Source organism: Psychromonas sp. CNPT3, assembly GCF_000153405.2.
Lineage (GTDB): Bacteria > Pseudomonadota > Gammaproteobacteria > Enterobacterales > Psychromonadaceae > Psychromonas.
Genome location: NC_020802.1, coordinates 1,365,820 through 1,383,620, shown reverse-complemented (window position 1 = coordinate 1,383,620; position 17,801 = coordinate 1,365,820). Strand labels below are relative to the sequence as shown.

Annotated in this window: 14 protein-coding genes; 8 read left to right on the top strand and 6 right to left on the bottom strand. The window is 37.2% G+C overall.

Annotation, left to right across the window (positions count from 1 at the left end; genetic code table 11):
* Nucleotides 1-2: 2 nt before the first annotated feature.
* The 5 genes from mnmC to oleD all read left to right on the top strand — a co-directional run bounded on the left by mnmC (nt 3) and on the right by oleD (nt 6,895).
* The gene (mnmC, locus tag PCNPT3_RS06105) at nt 3-2,027 is read left to right on the top strand and encodes a bifunctional tRNA (5-methylaminomethyl-2-thiouridine)(34)-methyltransferase MnmD/FAD-dependent 5-carboxymethylaminomethyl-2-thiouridine(34) oxidoreductase MnmC (protein WP_015464996.1); all 2,025 of its coding nucleotides are present in this window, start codon (nt 3-5) and stop codon (nt 2,025-2,027) included.
* Nucleotides 2,028-2,182: 155 nt separating this feature from the next.
* On the top strand, nt 2,183-3,232 hold the full coding sequence (locus PCNPT3_RS06100) for a 3-oxoacyl-ACP synthase III (RefSeq protein ID WP_015464995.1): 1,050 nt from the start codon (nt 2,183-2,185) through the stop codon (nt 3,230-3,232).
* Nucleotides 3,232-4,125 carry an alpha/beta fold hydrolase gene (locus PCNPT3_RS06095; protein ID WP_015464994.1) on the top strand — a complete coding sequence of 298 codons (894 nt, stop codon included), beginning with the start codon at nt 3,232-3,234 and terminating at the stop codon, nt 4,123-4,125. The genes PCNPT3_RS06100 and PCNPT3_RS06095 overlap by 1 nt, the downstream gene beginning before the upstream one ends.
* A gap of 3 nt (nt 4,126-4,128) precedes the next feature.
* Nucleotides 4,129-5,811, top strand: coding sequence for an olefin beta-lactone synthetase (gene oleC / locus PCNPT3_RS06090; protein ID WP_015464993.1), 1,683 nt, complete (start codon nt 4,129-4,131; stop codon nt 5,809-5,811).
* A gap of 1 nt (nt 5,812) precedes the next feature.
* A complete protein-coding gene (gene oleD, locus PCNPT3_RS06085) occupies nt 5,813-6,895 on the top strand; it encodes a 2-alkyl-3-oxoalkanoate reductase (RefSeq protein WP_015464992.1) in 1,083 nt (360 codons plus the stop codon).
* A gap of 22 nt (nt 6,896-6,917) precedes the next feature.
* Here the strand turns inward: oleD and PCNPT3_RS06080 are convergent, their stop codons facing one another.
* Nucleotides 6,918-7,436, bottom strand: a complete 519-nt coding sequence (locus tag PCNPT3_RS06080; RefSeq protein ID WP_015464991.1) for a YgjP-like metallopeptidase domain-containing protein — start codon at nt 7,434-7,436, stop codon at nt 6,918-6,920.
* Between the two features lie 252 nt (nt 7,437-7,688).
* Here PCNPT3_RS06080 and PCNPT3_RS06075 point away from each other — a divergent pair, with 252 nt between their 5' ends.
* The 3 genes from PCNPT3_RS06075 to PCNPT3_RS06065 all read left to right on the top strand — a co-directional run bounded on the left by PCNPT3_RS06075 (nt 7,689) and on the right by PCNPT3_RS06065 (nt 13,372).
* On the top strand, nt 7,689-9,371 hold the full coding sequence (locus PCNPT3_RS06075; protein ID WP_015464990.1) for a DUF342 domain-containing protein: 1,683 nt from the start codon (nt 7,689-7,691) through the stop codon (nt 9,369-9,371).
* A gap of 159 nt (nt 9,372-9,530) precedes the next feature.
* The gene (locus tag PCNPT3_RS06070) at nt 9,531-10,253 is read left to right on the top strand and encodes a YebC/PmpR family DNA-binding transcriptional regulator (RefSeq protein WP_015464989.1); all 723 of its coding nucleotides are present in this window, start codon (nt 9,531-9,533) and stop codon (nt 10,251-10,253) included.
* 215 nt (nt 10,254-10,468) lie between these two features.
* The gene (locus PCNPT3_RS06065) at nt 10,469-13,372 is read left to right on the top strand and encodes a DUF748 domain-containing protein (RefSeq protein WP_015464988.1); all 2,904 of its coding nucleotides are present in this window, start codon (nt 10,469-10,471) and stop codon (nt 13,370-13,372) included.
* A gap of 129 nt (nt 13,373-13,501) precedes the next feature.
* Here the strand turns inward: PCNPT3_RS06065 and PCNPT3_RS06060 are convergent, their stop codons facing one another.
* The 5 genes from PCNPT3_RS06060 to PCNPT3_RS06040 form a co-directional block, all read right to left on the bottom strand.
* Nucleotides 13,502-14,182: a hypothetical protein gene (locus PCNPT3_RS06060; RefSeq protein ID WP_015464987.1), complete on the bottom strand. Its 681-nt coding sequence runs from the start codon at nt 14,180-14,182 to the stop codon at nt 13,502-13,504.
* Nucleotides 14,183-14,311: 129 nt separating this feature from the next.
* Nucleotides 14,312-15,220: a M14 family metallopeptidase gene (locus tag PCNPT3_RS06055; RefSeq protein ID WP_015464986.1), complete on the bottom strand. Its 909-nt coding sequence runs from the start codon at nt 15,218-15,220 to the stop codon at nt 14,312-14,314.
* Nucleotides 15,220-15,825, bottom strand: a complete 606-nt coding sequence (locus PCNPT3_RS06050) for a protein disulfide-isomerase (protein WP_015464985.1) — start codon at nt 15,823-15,825, stop codon at nt 15,220-15,222. Before PCNPT3_RS06050 ends, PCNPT3_RS06055 begins: the two co-directional genes overlap by 1 nt.
* Before the next feature lie 96 nt (nt 15,826-15,921).
* Nucleotides 15,922-16,818, bottom strand: a complete 897-nt coding sequence (locus tag PCNPT3_RS06045) for a DMT family transporter (protein WP_015464984.1) — start codon at nt 16,816-16,818, stop codon at nt 15,922-15,924.
* A complete protein-coding gene (locus tag PCNPT3_RS06040; protein ID WP_015464983.1) occupies nt 16,818-17,666 on the bottom strand; it encodes a DnaJ C-terminal domain-containing protein in 849 nt (282 codons plus the stop codon). The genes PCNPT3_RS06045 and PCNPT3_RS06040 overlap by 1 nt, the downstream gene beginning before the upstream one ends.
* Nucleotides 17,667-17,801: the final 135 nt, after the last annotated feature.

Below are 17,801 nucleotides of genomic sequence, written 5' to 3'. Positions count from 1 at the left end.
TCTTGTCTGAAGGCAAAAACACACTAATTAAGCATGCTCAAATCCACTGGTCTGATCAGCAAGAGCCCTTTTCACCTCACTTTGATGACGTATATTTTAACACTGATCAAGGAATTGACGAGTCTACTTACGTTTTTTTACAGGGTAATGATTTAATATCGCGCTGGGAAATATCCACGCAAAGCCACTTTTGTATTGCAGAAACCGGCTTTGGTAGTGGTTTAAACTTCCTTATCAGTTGTCTTTATTTTCAAACATTTTTAGACAAAAATCCAAAATCGCCTTTAAAACACCTCTTTTTTAGTAGCTTTGAAAAGTATCCACTAAGCAAATCCGATCTCACTAAAGCACTACAACGCTGGCCAACCTTATCTGACTTTATTCAACCTTTAATAAAACAATATCCACTCGCTTTATCCGGTTGCCATCGTATTCATTTTAAAAATATTACCTTAGATCTTTGGCTCGGCGATGTTAAATCTCAATTGCCAACGCTTTGCATTGCACCTTCGGGACTCTTTGATTGCTGGTATCTAGATGGGTTTTCGCCTCTTAAAAATCCAGATATGTGGGACAGTGAACTGTTTCATCTTATTGCCAATAGTTGTAAAGATAAAGCGACATTAGCAACATTTACCGCTGCAGGTTTTGTACGTAGATCCTTACAAGATGCGGGCTTTATAATGCGTAAACGCAAAGGTTATGGAAAAAAGAGAGAGATGCTCATTGGTGAATATCAACGTCCCTCTTTAACATCGAACCAACACCCCGCTTGGCACGTAAATGCACAAATAGATAAAAAAGAGGTCGCTATTGTTGGAGGGGGAATTAGTAGTGCATGTTTAACGCTAGCTCTCGTTCGTCGAGGCTATCATGTCACCTTATATTGCCAAGATGAAACGTTAGGGTGTGGCGCATCAGGTAATGCTCAAGGGGCACTTTATCCTTTATTAAATCACAGCCACAACTCTTTGAGTCAGTTATTTTCTAATGCCTTTTTATATGCGCGTAATTACGTTGAGAATATTCATAAAAACAACCCAATAGATCATGATTTTAACGGATTGTTACAACTCTATTATGATAAGCAAGCAAGCACCAAGTTAGAAAAAATACGTAATGCCAACTTACCAGAAGAATTAGTACACTACGTAGATGCAAAAAAAACCAATAACATTGCAGCATTAAAGATTGATCAAGACGCCCTTTTCTACCCGTTAGGGGGCTGGCTTAGCCCCAAGCAATTGGTAAATGCTATTTTTAAACAAGCATGCTCGCAGGGTAATGTGACCATCAAGCTACAACATAAATTACAATCCTTCACAAAAAAAGATAATAGTTGGCAATTACACTTTACTCATAAAACAACGAGCCATCCTTTGCTTATTTTAGCTTGCGCCATGCAAACTCTCGATTTTAAACAATGCTTTGCTTTACCCTTTTCAGCAGCTCGAGGCCAAGTCACCCATATTGACCCAACAGAAAAATTAAAAAACCTACGCGTAACACTCTGCCATGCGGGCTACCTAACCCCTGCTAATGGGCAAAAACATTGCATGGGAGCCACCTTTAAACGCCATCAAAACAATGTAAATTTTATGGCTTCAGAGCAACAAGAAAACAAGAAAAAATTGGAAAAATCACTGCGTCAAAAATCCTGGATAAAAGCGATTAATATTGATCATAAAGAGGCACATGTGGGAATACGTTGCACAACTCGCGATCATTTCCCTTATGTTGGTAGTATTGCAAATTATTCATTAACACGTGAACTAAATGAAAACAAAGCACAAGATCATAAAATAAAAAGTGCCAAACCACATGAAAATTTGTTTATTTTAAGTGGGTTAGGATCAAGAGGCCTAGTCAGTGCGCCAATATTAAGTGAACTACTAGCAAGCCAAATTAATGCAGAGCCTTTGCCTTTAAGCCTAAAAATACTAGAATCAATGCAAATTGATCGACAATGGCTAAGCTATTTACGAAAAGGTAAGAAACTAAAAAATGAACAAAAAACAAACAATTGATGTGGTTTCACGGTAATGGCCCGGCAAAAAAGAGTATTCTTTTCGCTTAACTCTTTTTTAAAACAGATAATTGCGTTAGTCTACGCACTCGATTTAGAGCAAACGCATAATGTTTACTCTTTTTATGTGTTACAGATGAGAAACAGAATTGCTTAATGAAATATTCCCGCGTTTTTATCAATAGCCTAGCTTATGAGTTAGCACCTACCGTTATTAAAAGTAGTGAATTAGAATCACGCCTTGCCCCCCTGTATAAAAAATTACATATTCCAATGGGACAATTAGCGGCATTAACTGGCATTATCGAGCGTCGTTGGTGGCCTGAAGATCATCGTTTATCTGATGGCGCCATTATGGCGGCGAAAAAAAGCATGGTCGAAACAGGCATTGATATTAATGACATCGGCGCAGTTGTCTATACCGGCGTATGTCGGGACCAACACGAACCCGCGACCGCTTGCCGCATCGCATCTGCATTAGGCGTTAATCGTAGTACCGCTATTTACGATATTAGCAATGCATGTTTAGGTGTTTTATCAGGTATTTTAGATATTGCCAATCGCATAGAATTAGGCCAAATAAAAGCAGGCTTAGTTGTCTCATGCGAATCAGCTCGACACATCGTAGATATCACTATCGATAGCATGCTTAAAAATCCAAGTATTCAAAACTTTGCACAATCTTTGGCAACGTTAACCGGAGGCTCCGGTGCAACAGCCGTTCTGTTAACCGATGGCAGTTTCCAATTAAAAAATCAATGCCAACACCAACTATTAGGTGCAAGTCATTTAAGTGCTCCTGAGCATCATGATCTTTGTCAGTGGGGAGTCCAAAAAATAGGGCTTAAATTACAGCAAGAGTTTATGCGCACCAACGCAGTACCTTTACTTAAAGAAGGCGTTAAACTTGCCAATGAAACATGGCAACATTTTTTACAACAACGCGATTGGACAATAGACGATGTCGATAAGGTAATTTGTCATCAAGTTGGCTCATCTAATCAAAAACAAGTGTTAAGCACCTTACAAATACCTGAAAGTAAAGAGTTCCCTACATTTCCTTATCTCGGCAATATGGGTACGGTTTCTTTACCTATTACGGCAGCTATTGCGAATGAGCAAGGTTTTTTGAAAAAAGGTGACAACGTCAGTTTCTTAGGAATAGGCAGTGGTCTTAACTGCATGATGTTAGGATTAAAATGGTAATGAATATGCATAACAATATAGATAGTTTATTTCCCTTTCAGCGTAATTATTTAGAGCGCAACGGACAAAAGTATCATTATGTGAATGAAGGACAGGGAGAGCCTGTCGTCATGATCCATGGCAATCCTAGTTGGTCTTTTTATTATCGTAACTTAGTACAAGCATTACGCCATGAAAATCAATGTATTGTTCCCGATCATATCGGTTGTGGTTTCTCATCGAAACCCGGTGATGATGATTATGATTACTGCTTAAAGAGCCGCATTGATGATTTAGAGGCGTTACTTGACTCACTTAATATTAATGAAAATATTACCCTGGTTGTACATGATTGGGGCGGAATGATTGGAATGGGTTATGCGGAGCGTCATCCAGATCGCATTAAACGTTTAGTGATTTTAAATACCAGTGCCTTCCATCTTCCAAGCACTAAAAAACTACCTCTCGCACTGTATATTTGCCGAAATACATGTTTAGGTACATTATTAGTCCGTGGTTTAAATGCTTTTTCTGCCGTTGCTTCATACATTGGCGTTAAACGTAAACCCATGACGAAAGACGTCAGAGAAGCCTATGTGATGCCTTTTAATTCTTGGAAAAACCGCATTTCTACCTTGCGTTTTATTCAAGACATTCCCTTGAGCGAAAGTGATAAAAGTTATGCTTTAGTATCAAGAATCAGCGCCAGTGTAAGCCAGTTTAAAGACACACCTACGCTTATTTGCTGGGGTAGCCAAGATTTTGTCTTTGATGCACACTTTTTAGCACTGTGGAAAGAAAAAATGCCACACGCACAAGTTAATGAATTTACGGACTGTGGGCATTATATTTTAGAGGATGCAAGCGCTGAAGTTATTCCATTAATAACAGAGTTTATTAAACAAAATAAATAATTTATGAACAAAATTAGAGAAGCAAACCTTTGCCGTCACCTCACCTTGGCGGCCAAAAAATTTCCCAATGATCTTGCGGTTGCCGTACAAAAAAAAAGCGTTAAAGGCCTCACTTATCAAGAACTAACTTTTGCAACTTTACATAAAAAAAGCGACCAAATAGCCTATGCATTAACACAGCAAGGTTTAAAACCCGGTGATAAAGTTGTTTTAATGGTCACCCCAAGTTTAGACTTTTTTAGTATTACTTTTGCTTTGTTTAAAGCCGGAATGATCCCCATTTTAGTCGATCCTGGTATGGGCATAAAAAATCTAAAACAATGCTTTATCGAAGCTTGCCCAAGCGCTTTTATTGGCATCAGCAAAGCACATATTGCGCGGATGTTATTTGGTTGGGGAAAAAACACTCTCCAACATTATTTTAGTGTGTCTCCTTTTTCCTGTTTTGGCATACAAAGCATTACGGCGTTATTAAAAAAATACCCGATGCCAGCGCCTTTTAAAATGCAAACATTAGATGAGCATGCGATGGCAGCGATCCTTTTTACAAGTGGTAGCACGGGTAGCCCTAAAGGGGTTGTTTATAGCCATAGCATGTTTGAAACGCAGATAGATATTCTACGTCATGATTACCACATTGAACATGGTGAACGCGACCTTGCGACCTTCCCGCTATTTTCTTTATTTGGCCCCGCATTAGGCATGGCATCTATTATTCCCGCAATGGATGCGAGTAAACCGATTAAAGCCAATCCCGATTATTTGTTTGCTGCCATTAACAAATATAAATGTACCAATTTATTTGCAAATCCCGCATTAATTGAACGTTTAGGCAAAGCTGGCTGCAAACAAAATATTGTATTAACGAGCCTTAAACGCGTTATATCTGCGGGCGCGCCCGCAACAATTTCCTCAATACAACAATTTTCTCGTATTCTAAATAAAGAAACGCAAATTATTAGCTCTTATGGCGCGACAGAATCTTTACCGATCACAAAAATAAATAGCAATAAATTAGTAACCACAGAAAAGAGCACCGAAAATGGTAAAGGTATCTGTGTAGGCTCACCGATAAAAAATACAACGCTTGCCATCATTAAAATCAGTGAAGATCCAATAGATCATTGGCATGATAATTTATGTTTAGCACCCTATGAAATTGGCGAAATTGTTGTACAAGGCAAACAAGTTAGCCGAGCTTATTATCAGCGCCAAAATGCAACTTTACTTGCAAAAATCCCAGATAAAAATGATATTCGTCACCGTATGGGCGATTTAGGTTATCTTGATGATGAAGGCATGCTGTGGATGTGTGGACGTAAAGCACACCGTGTAGAAAGTCATTACCAAGGCCAATCTAAATGTTATTTTTCTATCCCTTGTGAGCGCATTTTTAATACACACATAACGATCAAGCGCAGTGCGTTAGTGTCTATCCGTGTGGGTGATAGTAATGAAGCGTTGCTCTGCGTTGAACTTCAAAATCCCTCTTTAAAAAACACCCAGAGTCTATTCAATGACTTGCAGGCTCTAGCGCAGCAACATCAAATCACACAAGGTATTACACGATTTTTGATCCATAAATCTTTTCCCATGGATATTCGCCATAATGCTAAAATCTACCGTGAAAAACTAGCACTATGGGCGCAGCTTAAATATCCTTTGCAAAATAACAAAGAGCATTAAGATGACCGAGCATAATAATGTGTTTTTTACAAAATTACCTCTTACGCAACAAGCCGTTCTGAGTTCATTAAAGGCGCATGTTAAATGTGTATTTGTCACCGGTGCTGGCGGTTTTTTAGGCAAAGCCTTATGTACGCATTTACGCTTACACAACATACCAGTGGTAGGCTTTGCTCGCGCTTATTATCCCGATTTAGAAGCGCTTGGTGTGACAATGTATCAAGGTGATTTAAATGATGAGCAGGCTTTATTAAAGGCGATGTCAGGATGCGACATTGTCTTTCATGTGGCCTCAAAGGCAGGTGTTTGGGGTAGCAAAAAAAGTTATTTTCAAAGTAACGTAACAGGAACTGAAAATATTATTAATGCCTGTAAAGTTCATGGCATTAATAAACTGATTTATACCAGCACCCCGAGTGTGACTTTTTCGGGAGTTGACGAAGAAGGCATTGATGAATCGGCGCCTTACGCTAAAACATTTTTAAATTATTACGCCTTATCAAAATCAATTGCAGAAAAACAGATCTTAGATTGCGATCAAACACAATTAAAAACGGTAGCGTTGCGTCCGCATTTGATTTGGGGCCCAGGCGATAGACATTTAGTCCCGCGCGTCCTTGCACGCGCTAAAGCTGGACGTTTAAAGTTACTGGGAAAAACAGATAAGTTAGTCGACACCACTTATATTGACAATGCTGTTTATGCACATCTTTTAAGTGCACTTGAGCTCCATAAACCCCAGCCTAAATGCGCCGGGAAAGTATATTTTATCAGCGATGATGAGCCCATTTTTATGGCGGATATGCTTAACAAAATACTTGCCTGCCAGCATTTACCTAAAGTGACAGAGCGCGTGCCCGCATCACTTGCTTACGTCTTTGGGGCAATACTAGAATGCGTCTACTTTTGTTTAAACAAGCAACAAGAGCCCATGCTCACTCGTTTTGTGGCGAAGCAACTTTCTACTAGCCATTATTTTAATATTAGCAACGCCAAAAAAGACCTAGGTTATCATCCTCTCATTAACATTTCTGAAGGCATGCAACACTTAAAAAAATCTCTGAATAAAAATCCAAGTAAGTAACGTGCTTTTTACCTGCATGGGTTTAATAAATCTTACCGACTAATTCAAGCTGCGTTAAATACAGGCGCATTTCAAACTCTCGTTGATGATAATCCGCTAACATATGTTCACAAAGATGATAAAAGGCCTTATCGTGGGCCTTAAATCGGAGATGACTTAATTCGTGTACTACTATCATTTGCAAAAAGGCTTCTGGTCCCTCTTTAAAAACTTCACTAATTCGGATCTCGTTTTTGCGTTTGAGTTTACTTCCTTGCACCCGTGACACAAACGTATGTAAGCCCAACGCATTATTTAACACATGTATTTTAGGATCATAAATAATTTTACTCAGCGGATCTGATTTTTTTAAATACTTATTTTTTAATGCCATCACATATTCACGTAATTGCCGATCATTATTAATGGTGTGGATCTGTGGATACTTTTTAAGGAGAAAAGACCCTAAAGTGTTTTTGTCTAACATCTCTCGGATTTTAGCCTGTACTGAAGGTGAATAAGCACACAGGTATTTAAGCTCTACATTTTGACAATCGGACATCACTTTAGGGACTTCTTTTAAAATTAACAGGTATTAATTTTACCTTATTATATGCGATTCGCATAGGCACCCCACCCGTTGTAATTTATAACCAAGCCCATACTTGTTTCCTTAAAAAAATATAAACAAAATAATAATTTTTTAATAAATTTTTTTGTTTTGTTAAGAAGAGAACATTTCCATCTAAAATCAATGCATTCTATCTTCAATTATACTATTCTTAAGTCTTATACTTACGTTGAGAGTGATTACATGGATAGTAAAAACCCCCTACATATTGAACTTTTACATTTTTCAACAGAGAAAAAATCACTGTTTATCAAAGTGCAAACATTGCCTGAAGATATTAGTGCTGCCATGATCCATACTCTTTTTTTAACCTCGCAATTTTCCCATTTGAAAGTAGATGCTGATGGTATCAAAAAAGCCGCCAAAGCTTTTAACCAGCGTAAGCAGGATATATCAACAAACAATGCGAACCAACGTATTATCATCGCAGAGCAATTAGATGCAAAATTAATCCTTAGTATTGATCCTTTAAAAATGTTTGTCGAAGCCCAAATCACCTCCGCGTTTGGTGGAAAAGCCGCGACCTTAGAGCAATTACAAGAATGCATCACAAAAGCAGATATTAGCTATGGACTGCAACCATTAGCCTTAGAACAAATAATTACACTGTCTGCATCGCGCAAACCGGGCCACTGTACTAAAAGGATCGTTGCCAAAGGAAAACCGCCGATACAAGGCACAAACACGCACTTTAAAGCCTTAGTTGAAACACCTAAAGAACGCTTGTTTAAGCCTAAGAAATTAGAAAATGGTAACGTAGATATGCGCGATCTTGGCCAATTGCTTACCGTTATCCCAGGCGATACTCTTATGCAAAAAATTCCTCATCAAGAGGGGGAAGACGGTTGTAATGTGAATGGTAGTAATATTGCTCATGTCGCAGGTAAAGAGCTTAATTTTGAAATAGGTAAGAATACAGCCCTTAGTGATAGCGATGAAAATTTACTGGTCGCCACCCTTGCAGGCATTCCCAAATCATTAAACAACGGCATGGAAGTAGATGATGTACTCATCATTAAACGCGTTGATGTGAATTATGGGCACGTTAAATACAAAGGTAATGTGATCATTGAAGGTGATATTTGTGAAGGCATGCAAGTCACCTCCACGGGAGATATCACGGTTGCAGGTTTTGTCGATTCAGCCACCATAAAATGTGGCGGTGACTTAACCGTTGCTAACGGTATCGTAGGCCGACAAATTAACAGTGATAGCCATGAATTCTCTTGCTCTGTACAATGCGATGGCACACTGACCGCTACTTTCAGTCAATATAGCAAAATAGTCACCGGCCAAGATCTTAATATAAAAAAACAATTATTACATTGCCATGTTCTGTGTGGTGCGCATATTAAAGTTCACAATGAAAGTGCCACAAAAGGCAGAATTATTGGCGGTTACCTGGCAGCCCAAAAAAGTCTTTGCACTACCGAATTAGGCGCGCTAGCCGGATCTAAAACCGTCATTGACTTAACTGGCCCCTATCCTCAATTAATCGACTTACAACATAAAATAAAAGAAACACAGCAACAACTGCAAACGAAATTACAAGACATTCGTCTCTTACAAACAAAAGTGAAATCAGCAGCGCCGTCTGATAAACAAAAAACAATGTTAAAACGTATCGCATTAACCATGCTCGAATTAAATAATGAGTTGCATGAACTACAACAAAAAGGACTCAAAACGGTAGAAGATGTCACACTTTACTTTGCACAAACACATGTTGTTATCACTAAAAAAATGTTTGATGACGTTATTATTTGTATTGGTGATAAAAAATTTCGCTCTATTCGAAATTATGGACCCACTAAAGTGGGTGTGGAAAATAAAATGATCACAGCTGAGCCATATTTAAAGCCATAAAATCATAATAATGAGCATTCTCTTGTAGTTAAGAGACTGCTTAAGCCTTAAAACAATCGCTAAGCCGACTTTTTCCCCTCCTTGACTAGCCTATTCACTGACATAAGAGTAATATTCTTGCCATTATTTTTAAATCACTAACCATAAAGAGTCCACCCCATGGGAAGAGCATATCAAAACCGTAAAGAGTCAATGGCAAAAACGGCTGGCGCAAAAACAAAAGTTTATTCTAAATATTCAAAAGAACTTTATGTCTGTGCTAAAAACGGAGGGTTTGATCCTGAAGGTAATTTGAGCTTACGTCGTTTAATTGACAGTGCAAAAAAAGATCAAGTGCCGAGTCATGTTATCGATCGTGCACTTGAAAAAGCACAAAGTGGTGCTGGTGAAGATTATGAGCGTGCAACTTATGAAGGCTTTGGTCCCGGTGGATGTTCGGTTATCGTCGATTGCTTAACCGATAACAACAAACGTACATGGACAGATGTACGTAACTGTTTCGTTAAAACTGGCGCTAAAATTGGATCGCCTGGCAGTGCGGCTCACTTATTTGAACATCAAGCTGTTTTTGTTTTCAAAGGAAGCAACGATGAAGCCGTATTAGAAGACTTAATGATGGCTGATGTGGATGTTACCGATGTAGAATTGGACAATGGGATCATCAGCGTATTTTGTCCACATACCGAATTTTTCAAAGCAAAAAGTGCTCTGCATGAAAGCTACCCTGATCTTGAATTAGATATTGAAGAAGTCACTTTTGTGCCACAAACAGATGCTGACATTGATGCGGAACATGTAGAAAAGTTTGAAAAATTTATGGCTATGCTCGATGATTGTGATGATGTGCAAAATGTTTATCATAATGCGGTCTTACCCGAGTAAAAACTAAAAATAAACGTTAAGAAACAGTTTTTCTGTAAGTTTCTTAACGTTGTATTCACAACAACATATTTTCCATCACATCTGTTTAAATGATTTATCTTCCGTTATACTCTCGCCTATATTATTAAGGTAAATAACCGCATTCGTGCGCTTTATGCACCATGCCTCTTATTTTCCTTCACCTTATTGCTCCCCTTAAAATTAAAGGCACACACGTGAATAAGACTGCGAAGCTATTTACTCACCACTATTACCGCTCCGTCTATTTTTGGCTTTTTTTATTGTTAATGGGTTATAGCCTCAGTGGTTTTTTTATCCTGCCACGCATCCTTAAAAATACATTGATCGAGCAAGTACAGCTGAATTTAGGCTGGAACACAACGATTAAAAACATTGCTTTTAATCCCTTTCTTTTACGTCTAGATATCGAAGAATTATCGATTGAAAATAAACTCAAAAGACCTCAACTTTCCTTTACTAAATTAAGCATCGATTTTGAACTGCGATCTTTATTTGAAGGCGCTTTTAGTTTTGCAGATGTACGCCTGATTGATCCCGCCATTCATCTCATTATTGATAAAAAGGGTAATAATAACTTTCAGCAAGCCTTAATAAATAATGAAAAAAGTCAGAAATCAGAAGACGAAAATAACAAAAAACAAATTATACCTCCTTTATTATTTGATTTAATTCAACTTAAAAATGGGCAATTGTCTATCGATGATCACCGTGTTAATAAACGTCTTTCTTTTAAAATATTGCCCATTAATTTTACATTACATGATTTCTCTACCCGTAAAGACACTAAAGGAAATTATAAATTAGCACTCTCCATCGCGCCAGGTGAAAGCATTGATTGGCAAGGAGATATCAGTCTTCAACCTTTTTCTTCACAGGGATTTTTGACCTTAAAAGGCATACAAGCAGCTAAATTTTGGCCTTATATTCAAGAGTTTATGCCGTATAAACTACAACACAGCGAAATAGATTTGAAGACCCTATATAAAGTAAAATCGCAAGATGATCGCTTGCAATTACAACTTAAAAATAGTTTTATTACCCTAAAAAATATCGAACTCGCTGATAAAAAACAACAAAAAACATTTACAAAAATTAAGCAGATATTGATTGGCCCTTTTCGTTACGATTTAGAAAAACAAATATTAGATATCAAAAAAATAAAGATAGATGCACTTGATCTACAATTAACCCGCAATAAAAAAGGCCAACTGACATTACTTGATGCTTTTAAGCAAAAAACCAAAACAGATAAATCCAAAATACAAACCACAAAAAGCAATTTCCAATGGAACATTGATGAGATCGTTCTACAAAATTCACACTTAAAATTTAATGATGAAAAACCGAAAAACAAGATAAATATTCGAGATATCACCCTAAATATGTCAGATCTCAGTCAAGACTTAAGTCAGAAAAGTACATTTCATCTTTCTTATCTTATTGAAAAATCGAAGAAAAGCTATATTACAGGGCAATTAAATTTAGCACCTTTTAAATTAAAAGCCGATCTTAGCTTTAATGCGTTGCATTTACCTTTGATACAGCCTTATTTAGCCTCGATTGCCCATGTTAATTTAAAAAGTGGGAAATTATGGCTTTCTGGGGCATTAGCACTACAACAAGATAAAAACGCTAAAATCAGCGGTAAATTTAAAGGTAAAATCAAAATAAATGACTTTAATATGTCTGATAAAAAATACAATAAGCGCCTTATCGGCTGGCAGAGTATCAACGTTGAATCGATACAACTCGACTTTCAGCCCTTACGTATAAATATTGATACGATTGACATTCAGAGCCCTTATTTACGCCTCATTGTCGATGCCAAAAGGCACCTTAATATAAATGAATTACTGATTTCATCCTCACTTCCCAATAAAAAGACTAATCGAAGAAAATCCACGCCTCTTCCCCTTGCTATTAAAAAAATAATCATCAAAAATGGTAATGGTTATTTTGCGGATCTCTCCTTACTTCCCGCTTTTTCTACGCGCATAGAAAAAATAAATGGTGATATCCACGGCATGTCATCAGAGCATTTAAGCCGTGCAAATATTAATATTAAAGGGCGTATTGATGAATATGGGAAAATGCAGATACAAGGCGAAATGAATCCGTTAAGTAATGATTTATATACCAATATTAAACTCGATTTTAGCAATATTGAACTCACTACTTTCACGCCTTATTCTGGTCGTTATGCAGGTTATGTCATCGATAAAGGAAAACTTAATTTAAAGCTTAAGTATAAAATAGTTAAACGAAAATTAGATGCGAGTAATCGTTTGATTTTAGAGCAATTCGAGCTCGGAGATGCTGTAAATAGTGATGAGGCCGTCGATCTCCCTATAAAATTAGCCCTTGCTTTGTTTAAAGATAAAGATGGCATTATCGATATTAATTTACCCACAAAAGGCAATCTAGACTCCCCTGACTTTAAAATCAGTGGGTTGGTAATGAGCGCATTAAAAAATGTTTTTCTAAAAGCAGTAAGCTCTCCTTTTGCTCTTTTTTCTACGATCATCGGTGCGGATGCTGAGCAATTAAGTCATATTGATTTTAGGCTAGGAGAAAGTAAACTTAATGATCGGCAAAATGAAAATTTAAAGAATATTGCTGACATTTTAAAAAAACGCCCTCAATTAATATTAGAAGTACGTGTTAATATAGATGTAAAGAAAGAGACAAAAACACTAAAAATGCAGATCCTCAATAAAAAATTGCGCACAGAAAATTTTTACAATGAAGATATTGAGGATAAAATTGATATTTTAGAAGATCTACTCAGTGTGGCAGATGCCTCTGATAGTATCGATGAGATTGAAAGCCAACTTGAAAAAAATGACTTGGCTAAATCAACAAAACTAATACAACAACAAAAATATAAAGAAGCCTTATACGCCCATTTAGTGAATATACAAAAAGTAAATTCACTGGCACTAACAGAATTAGCACAGGCGCGGATCCGAATTTTAAAAGCACAACTTCTACAACATTATGCAGTGCAAAATAAACAGCTATTTATGCTCCACCCTTCTTTTAAGGGCGTGGCTAAAAATGGTAAAATTAGCACTCTGTTTAGCTTAACAGGGCAATAACTAAAAGCGGATGCTCCCAGATGCTTTCGTCTTACCCATTGTTAATCGCAAGGATAGAAATTCAAGGTGAAATCATTGTATACCCTTTTCATTGGTTGTAGCGCAGCCAAGCATCTGAGTATATAAAGACTACATAGCCTCTTTTGAAAATTGTAAATAATGATTAGCAACCTTAGAGCCACTTGGATTTAACGCTAATTGATCCGTCACTGATAAAATACTTTTGACATCCTGTAATGATTTTAATGAGGCGTCATCCCATGTTTTTGCTTGGTCACTGTTTAAATAAGACTGTAATTCAAACAACGTGCCCTTTACATTTTCAGCCGTTGTTTTTCCCTTCATCTCACTTAAGTTTTCAACCATACTTTGTGCTTTCGTCAGAATTTTAATTAAGGGATCTTGTTTATTTTTAGCTTCTACTTTTTCTTTAAAGTCACTTAAGAAATCAACAATTTTTGCTGTGCTATGACTCAGCTTTTCTTCTTTATCCTCATTTGCATCCATGAGTTTTTGCGCTTGAGAGGCACTTAAAAAACCATCATCTTCTAAACGTTGTATATATTTAGAAATATCACTTAATGCCAGCCCCCCTTTTGAGAAGAACTCTTTAGATATATTTTGAATTTTAACGGCGCGATCAGAAAAACTGACATTGGGATCGATGCTTGCGTCTTTGCCCTCTTTTGTCAGCAAGGTTGCGTCAGCACGACTGATACCGGCAATAATCGCCGGATCTTGAGATTTTATCTCATGACTATAAGAATTTTGTAAGGGAGAATGCAGAGTATTGGATATATTTGCAGTCATAAACTTGGCCTTTTAAATAATAAGCGTACACCGTTATTTAACAAGCAAGTTTTAGACCACTTTATCAGCAAAGTCACTACTCTCTAAAGTAATACCATTGCTGATAAAAAAGACGCGATAAAGAAATATTTACTTTATCTTTAGCAGGTACTCAAGTCCCGATTGAATGGCAACAACTTGTGCTTTAATACATGTTGCAGAGCAGATACGGTTACTGTCAGGGTAAACTTCTGTTGTGCTATTAAACGTCGCTTTTGTAAAACCCGTACATAGTGCTAATTTTTCACAGGCGTAGTTTATTACCCCCTTTTGAGTGATGGGCTCACCAATGATACGACCTTGTGCATCGGCAGGTGCAATATGCGTCACTTTTTGCACTGCATCTATCATCGCTTTTTGAAAATCAGGCTGAGGATTTTCAGTATCACCTACCAAATAAAAACCATCCGGTATATGACTTTCTATATAACTTAAACCATCACGCGCAGCCAGAGCGGGTCTAAACTCATGCTCATCACTGTTGGTTGTTTCATGTAAATCAAAATGTACCAACCATGTTGTTTGTAAATCGGCAATGGCCTGCATTAATGCGAGAGAGCCTTGTGATTTTCCGTTTTTTGAAAACGAACGATTAGGATCTATCGTTTCGGGATCCCAGCGATTAATCGTTTCATAACCCCAAGGACTAACACAAGGTACAACAACAATATTAAAGTTTTTATTGTAGCGTGACGCCTGCGTTTCTAAAAAATCTATCGCGCCTAATATGCCACTTGTTTCATAACCATGTACGCCTGCCGTAATTAAAACGGACGGCTTATGCGCTTGCCAATTTTTACTTTTTAATAAGTACAACGGATAATTTAATTGAGGCGCAAGCTCAGCATGATCAAGCTTCGCATACTCACAAAGCATAAAATCAGCATTATCAGCCGCAAATGTTTGTAGCCTATTTACAATATCAACTTGGTAGTTACGTTGAATTTTTTGTTTTAAAAACCAAGCTAATTTGTCTTTTTGATCCCACTTCAAAGCCATTATTTACTCTCTAACAAGGTTTCAATATACGTTATCATTGCATTTTCATCGTTTAAATAACGCGCATGATCAAGTAATACCGCATTATCATCAACACATAATAGAAGCGCGGGAAATGCGTTGGTCCCCATAAATTCTTGTAGTTCTTGTAATTCGGATAAGGCATATTCCGATTCATTCGTTAACTTATCTTGAAATACTTTATTAGGGGGAGATAACTTAAAGTCTTCGATGATAAAATTAAAATCACGCTTAGAGCCTAATATCATGCCATCGACAAAATGCATGTCTTGTAATGCACTTAATATTTCTAACGCTTTTTTAGGCTGTTTCTCTTGTACCCATGTCATAAAGTTCATTAACACGGTACTTTTTTTAGGACTATCGACAAAACGTAAATATTCTGCAGAAAAACGCATGTTAGTTTCTGCTTTAACACGTTGCACTTGGTCATATCCCGCACTGCTAGTACCATCATAATGATCACAATGACACAGATGTATTTCAAGTTGTGTATATTTTTTTTGAATACGTTTAATTAATGCAGTACTTGCATAACTCCATGGGCAGTACAGATCATAAATAAAATAAAGCTCGCCTTGCATGCTCAGTTCCTTGTTGATTAAAAAATAACACACTAAAATAAGTAAAAAATAAGCAAAAAACAGATGAAAAACATTCTGCTTAATAACTAAGAGAATTTATATCGAAGAGATCTCCTCACCTGCAGGCTCTCTTTTTTTAGTACTGTGTTTCTGACTTATTGCGATACCAATAAAAACAATACTAATACTTAACCACTGCACATTATTCAAGCGTTCGCCAAGAATAAGCGCCGATAAAAACAAGGTGAAAATAGGGATCAAATTGGAAAATGCGGCGGCGGTTAATACCGACACTTTAATTAAAGCATAATTATATAAACCATATGCTCCCACCGTCACAACAGCGCCTAAGTATAAAATACTCAATAACGCATCACTATTATAAACCTCAGGTAGCCCATTAAAATAAACAAATGGCGCAAAGAAAAGAGTGCCGCTTAAACCTTGTAATCCTATCAATGATAAAGGTGAATAGCGCCCGGCTAAATGTTTAACACTAATAGTATAGTAAGCTGCACAAATCATTGCTAAAAACTCTAATCCATTACCTAGCCAAGGGTTTGGTGCTTGCGCTGAACTCGGTGATAAAAAAGTCAGCAATAAACTACCCGATAAGCACACCGTAAACCCAATCAGTATGGCTTTAGAAAGTTGCTCTTTTAGCAAATAGAATGCAAGAAAAGCCACTAACAAAGGCAAGCAAGAAACTAAAATACCCGCTTGTGATGCAGACGTATTTTGCATTGCAAAACCTTCAAATAAAAAATATAAAGCTGGCTCTGCCAATGACATTGACAGCAAATATTTATAATCGCCTTTTTGATATTTAAAACGCTTAACCCAACGCCATAAAAATACACAAATACACAAAACGATCAACATGCGCAAAAAAATCACAAATGTAGGATCATAAATTTGTATGACATATTTTAATGCAATAAATGAGCTACCCCATAAAAAGGTCGCAACAATCAGCGCAAGTTTTTCATTCATTAAAGAATTTCAGCTAATGCTTTAAGAAGCGTTTCTTGCTCAGCGCTCAAACTCAAAGGAGTCTTGATCTGTACTTCATAGATAAGATCACCCACTTCCGTTGTTTGCATCGCTTTGATGCCTTTGCCTTTAATTCTAAATTTTCTACCCACTTGTGTACCAGCCGGTATTTTAATATTAATAAAGCCAGTGAATGTCGGGACTTTTAAAGTGCCACCTAATGCAGCTAATGGAAATGAAGGCGTAATAAAGCAATATAAGTCTAGTCCTTCACGGCGAAAAACGTCGTCCTCTAACAAGGTCACTTGCACTAGCAGATTGCCTCGAGCAGCACCTAATGTGCCTGGATTACCTTTACCTTGCACTTTGACATGTTGCCCATGAGCAACACCTGCAGGGACAGTGACTAATAAAGGTTCTGGATTATTCGGCAATTTCACCTCTTGCTCACAACCATTGATAGCTTGCTCTAAAGAGATTTCGAGACTTAATATGATGTCAGATCCCACTTCAGGCTGTGGTTGATAACGAGGTTGTTCTCGCTGTTCGTACATACTTCCAAAAATATCTTCAAACCCACGGCTTGATCCACCAAAACCTTGACCTCTGCCACCACCTTGACCATCAAAAGCAGCATGACCATAATGATCGTATTGATCTCTTTTATCTTCATCATGAAGAATTTCATAAGCCGATTTTACTTCGCGGAAGTTCTCTTCTGCAACAGGGTTTCCTGGATTACGATCGGGATGAAATTTCATAGCCAATTTTTTATAAGCTCTTTTTATTTCTTTGTCAGTTGCACTTTTATTAATGCCCAATACTTCATAATGATCACGTTTTGCCATTTATCTTCTCAAATTTATTTTTAAGGTGCGCAGTATAACTTATACTACATAGGGATAAAACGAAAAGGCCCTGCACAGAGCATATTCAGATACATACTTTTACTTTTTATCTGTAGAGAAAAGAGAAGTACAAGA

Coding starts and splice junctions, on each gene's coding strand:
- PCNPT3_RS06075 (WP_015464990.1), top strand. CDS start 7,689: ATGGATAGTAAAAACCCCCTACATATTGAACTTTTACATTTTTCAACA.
- PCNPT3_RS06060 (WP_015464987.1), bottom strand. CDS start 14,182: ATGACTGCAAATATATCCAATACTCTGCATTCTCCCTTACAAAATTCT.
- PCNPT3_RS06040 (WP_015464983.1), bottom strand. CDS start 17,666: ATGGCAAAACGTGATCATTATGAAGTATTGGGCATTAATAAAAGTGCA.
- PCNPT3_RS06070 (WP_015464989.1), top strand. CDS start 9,531: ATGGGAAGAGCATATCAAAACCGTAAAGAGTCAATGGCAAAAACGGCT.
- PCNPT3_RS06100 (WP_015464995.1), top strand. CDS start 2,183: ATGAAATATTCCCGCGTTTTTATCAATAGCCTAGCTTATGAGTTAGCA.
- PCNPT3_RS06055 (WP_015464986.1), bottom strand. CDS start 15,220: ATGGCTTTGAAGTGGGATCAAAAAGACAAATTAGCTTGGTTTTTAAAA.
- PCNPT3_RS06050 (WP_015464985.1), bottom strand. CDS start 15,825: ATGCAAGGCGAGCTTTATTTTATTTATGATCTGTACTGCCCATGGAGT.
- PCNPT3_RS06095 (WP_015464994.1), top strand. CDS start 3,232: ATGAATATGCATAACAATATAGATAGTTTATTTCCCTTTCAGCGTAAT.
- PCNPT3_RS06045 (WP_015464984.1), bottom strand. CDS start 16,818: ATGAATGAAAAACTTGCGCTGATTGTTGCGACCTTTTTATGGGGTAGC.
- PCNPT3_RS06080 (WP_015464991.1), bottom strand. CDS start 7,436: ATGTCCGATTGTCAAAATGTAGAGCTTAAATACCTGTGTGCTTATTCA.
- oleD (WP_015464992.1), top strand. CDS start 5,813: ATGACCGAGCATAATAATGTGTTTTTTACAAAATTACCTCTTACGCAA.
- oleC (WP_015464993.1), top strand. CDS start 4,129: ATGAACAAAATTAGAGAAGCAAACCTTTGCCGTCACCTCACCTTGGCG.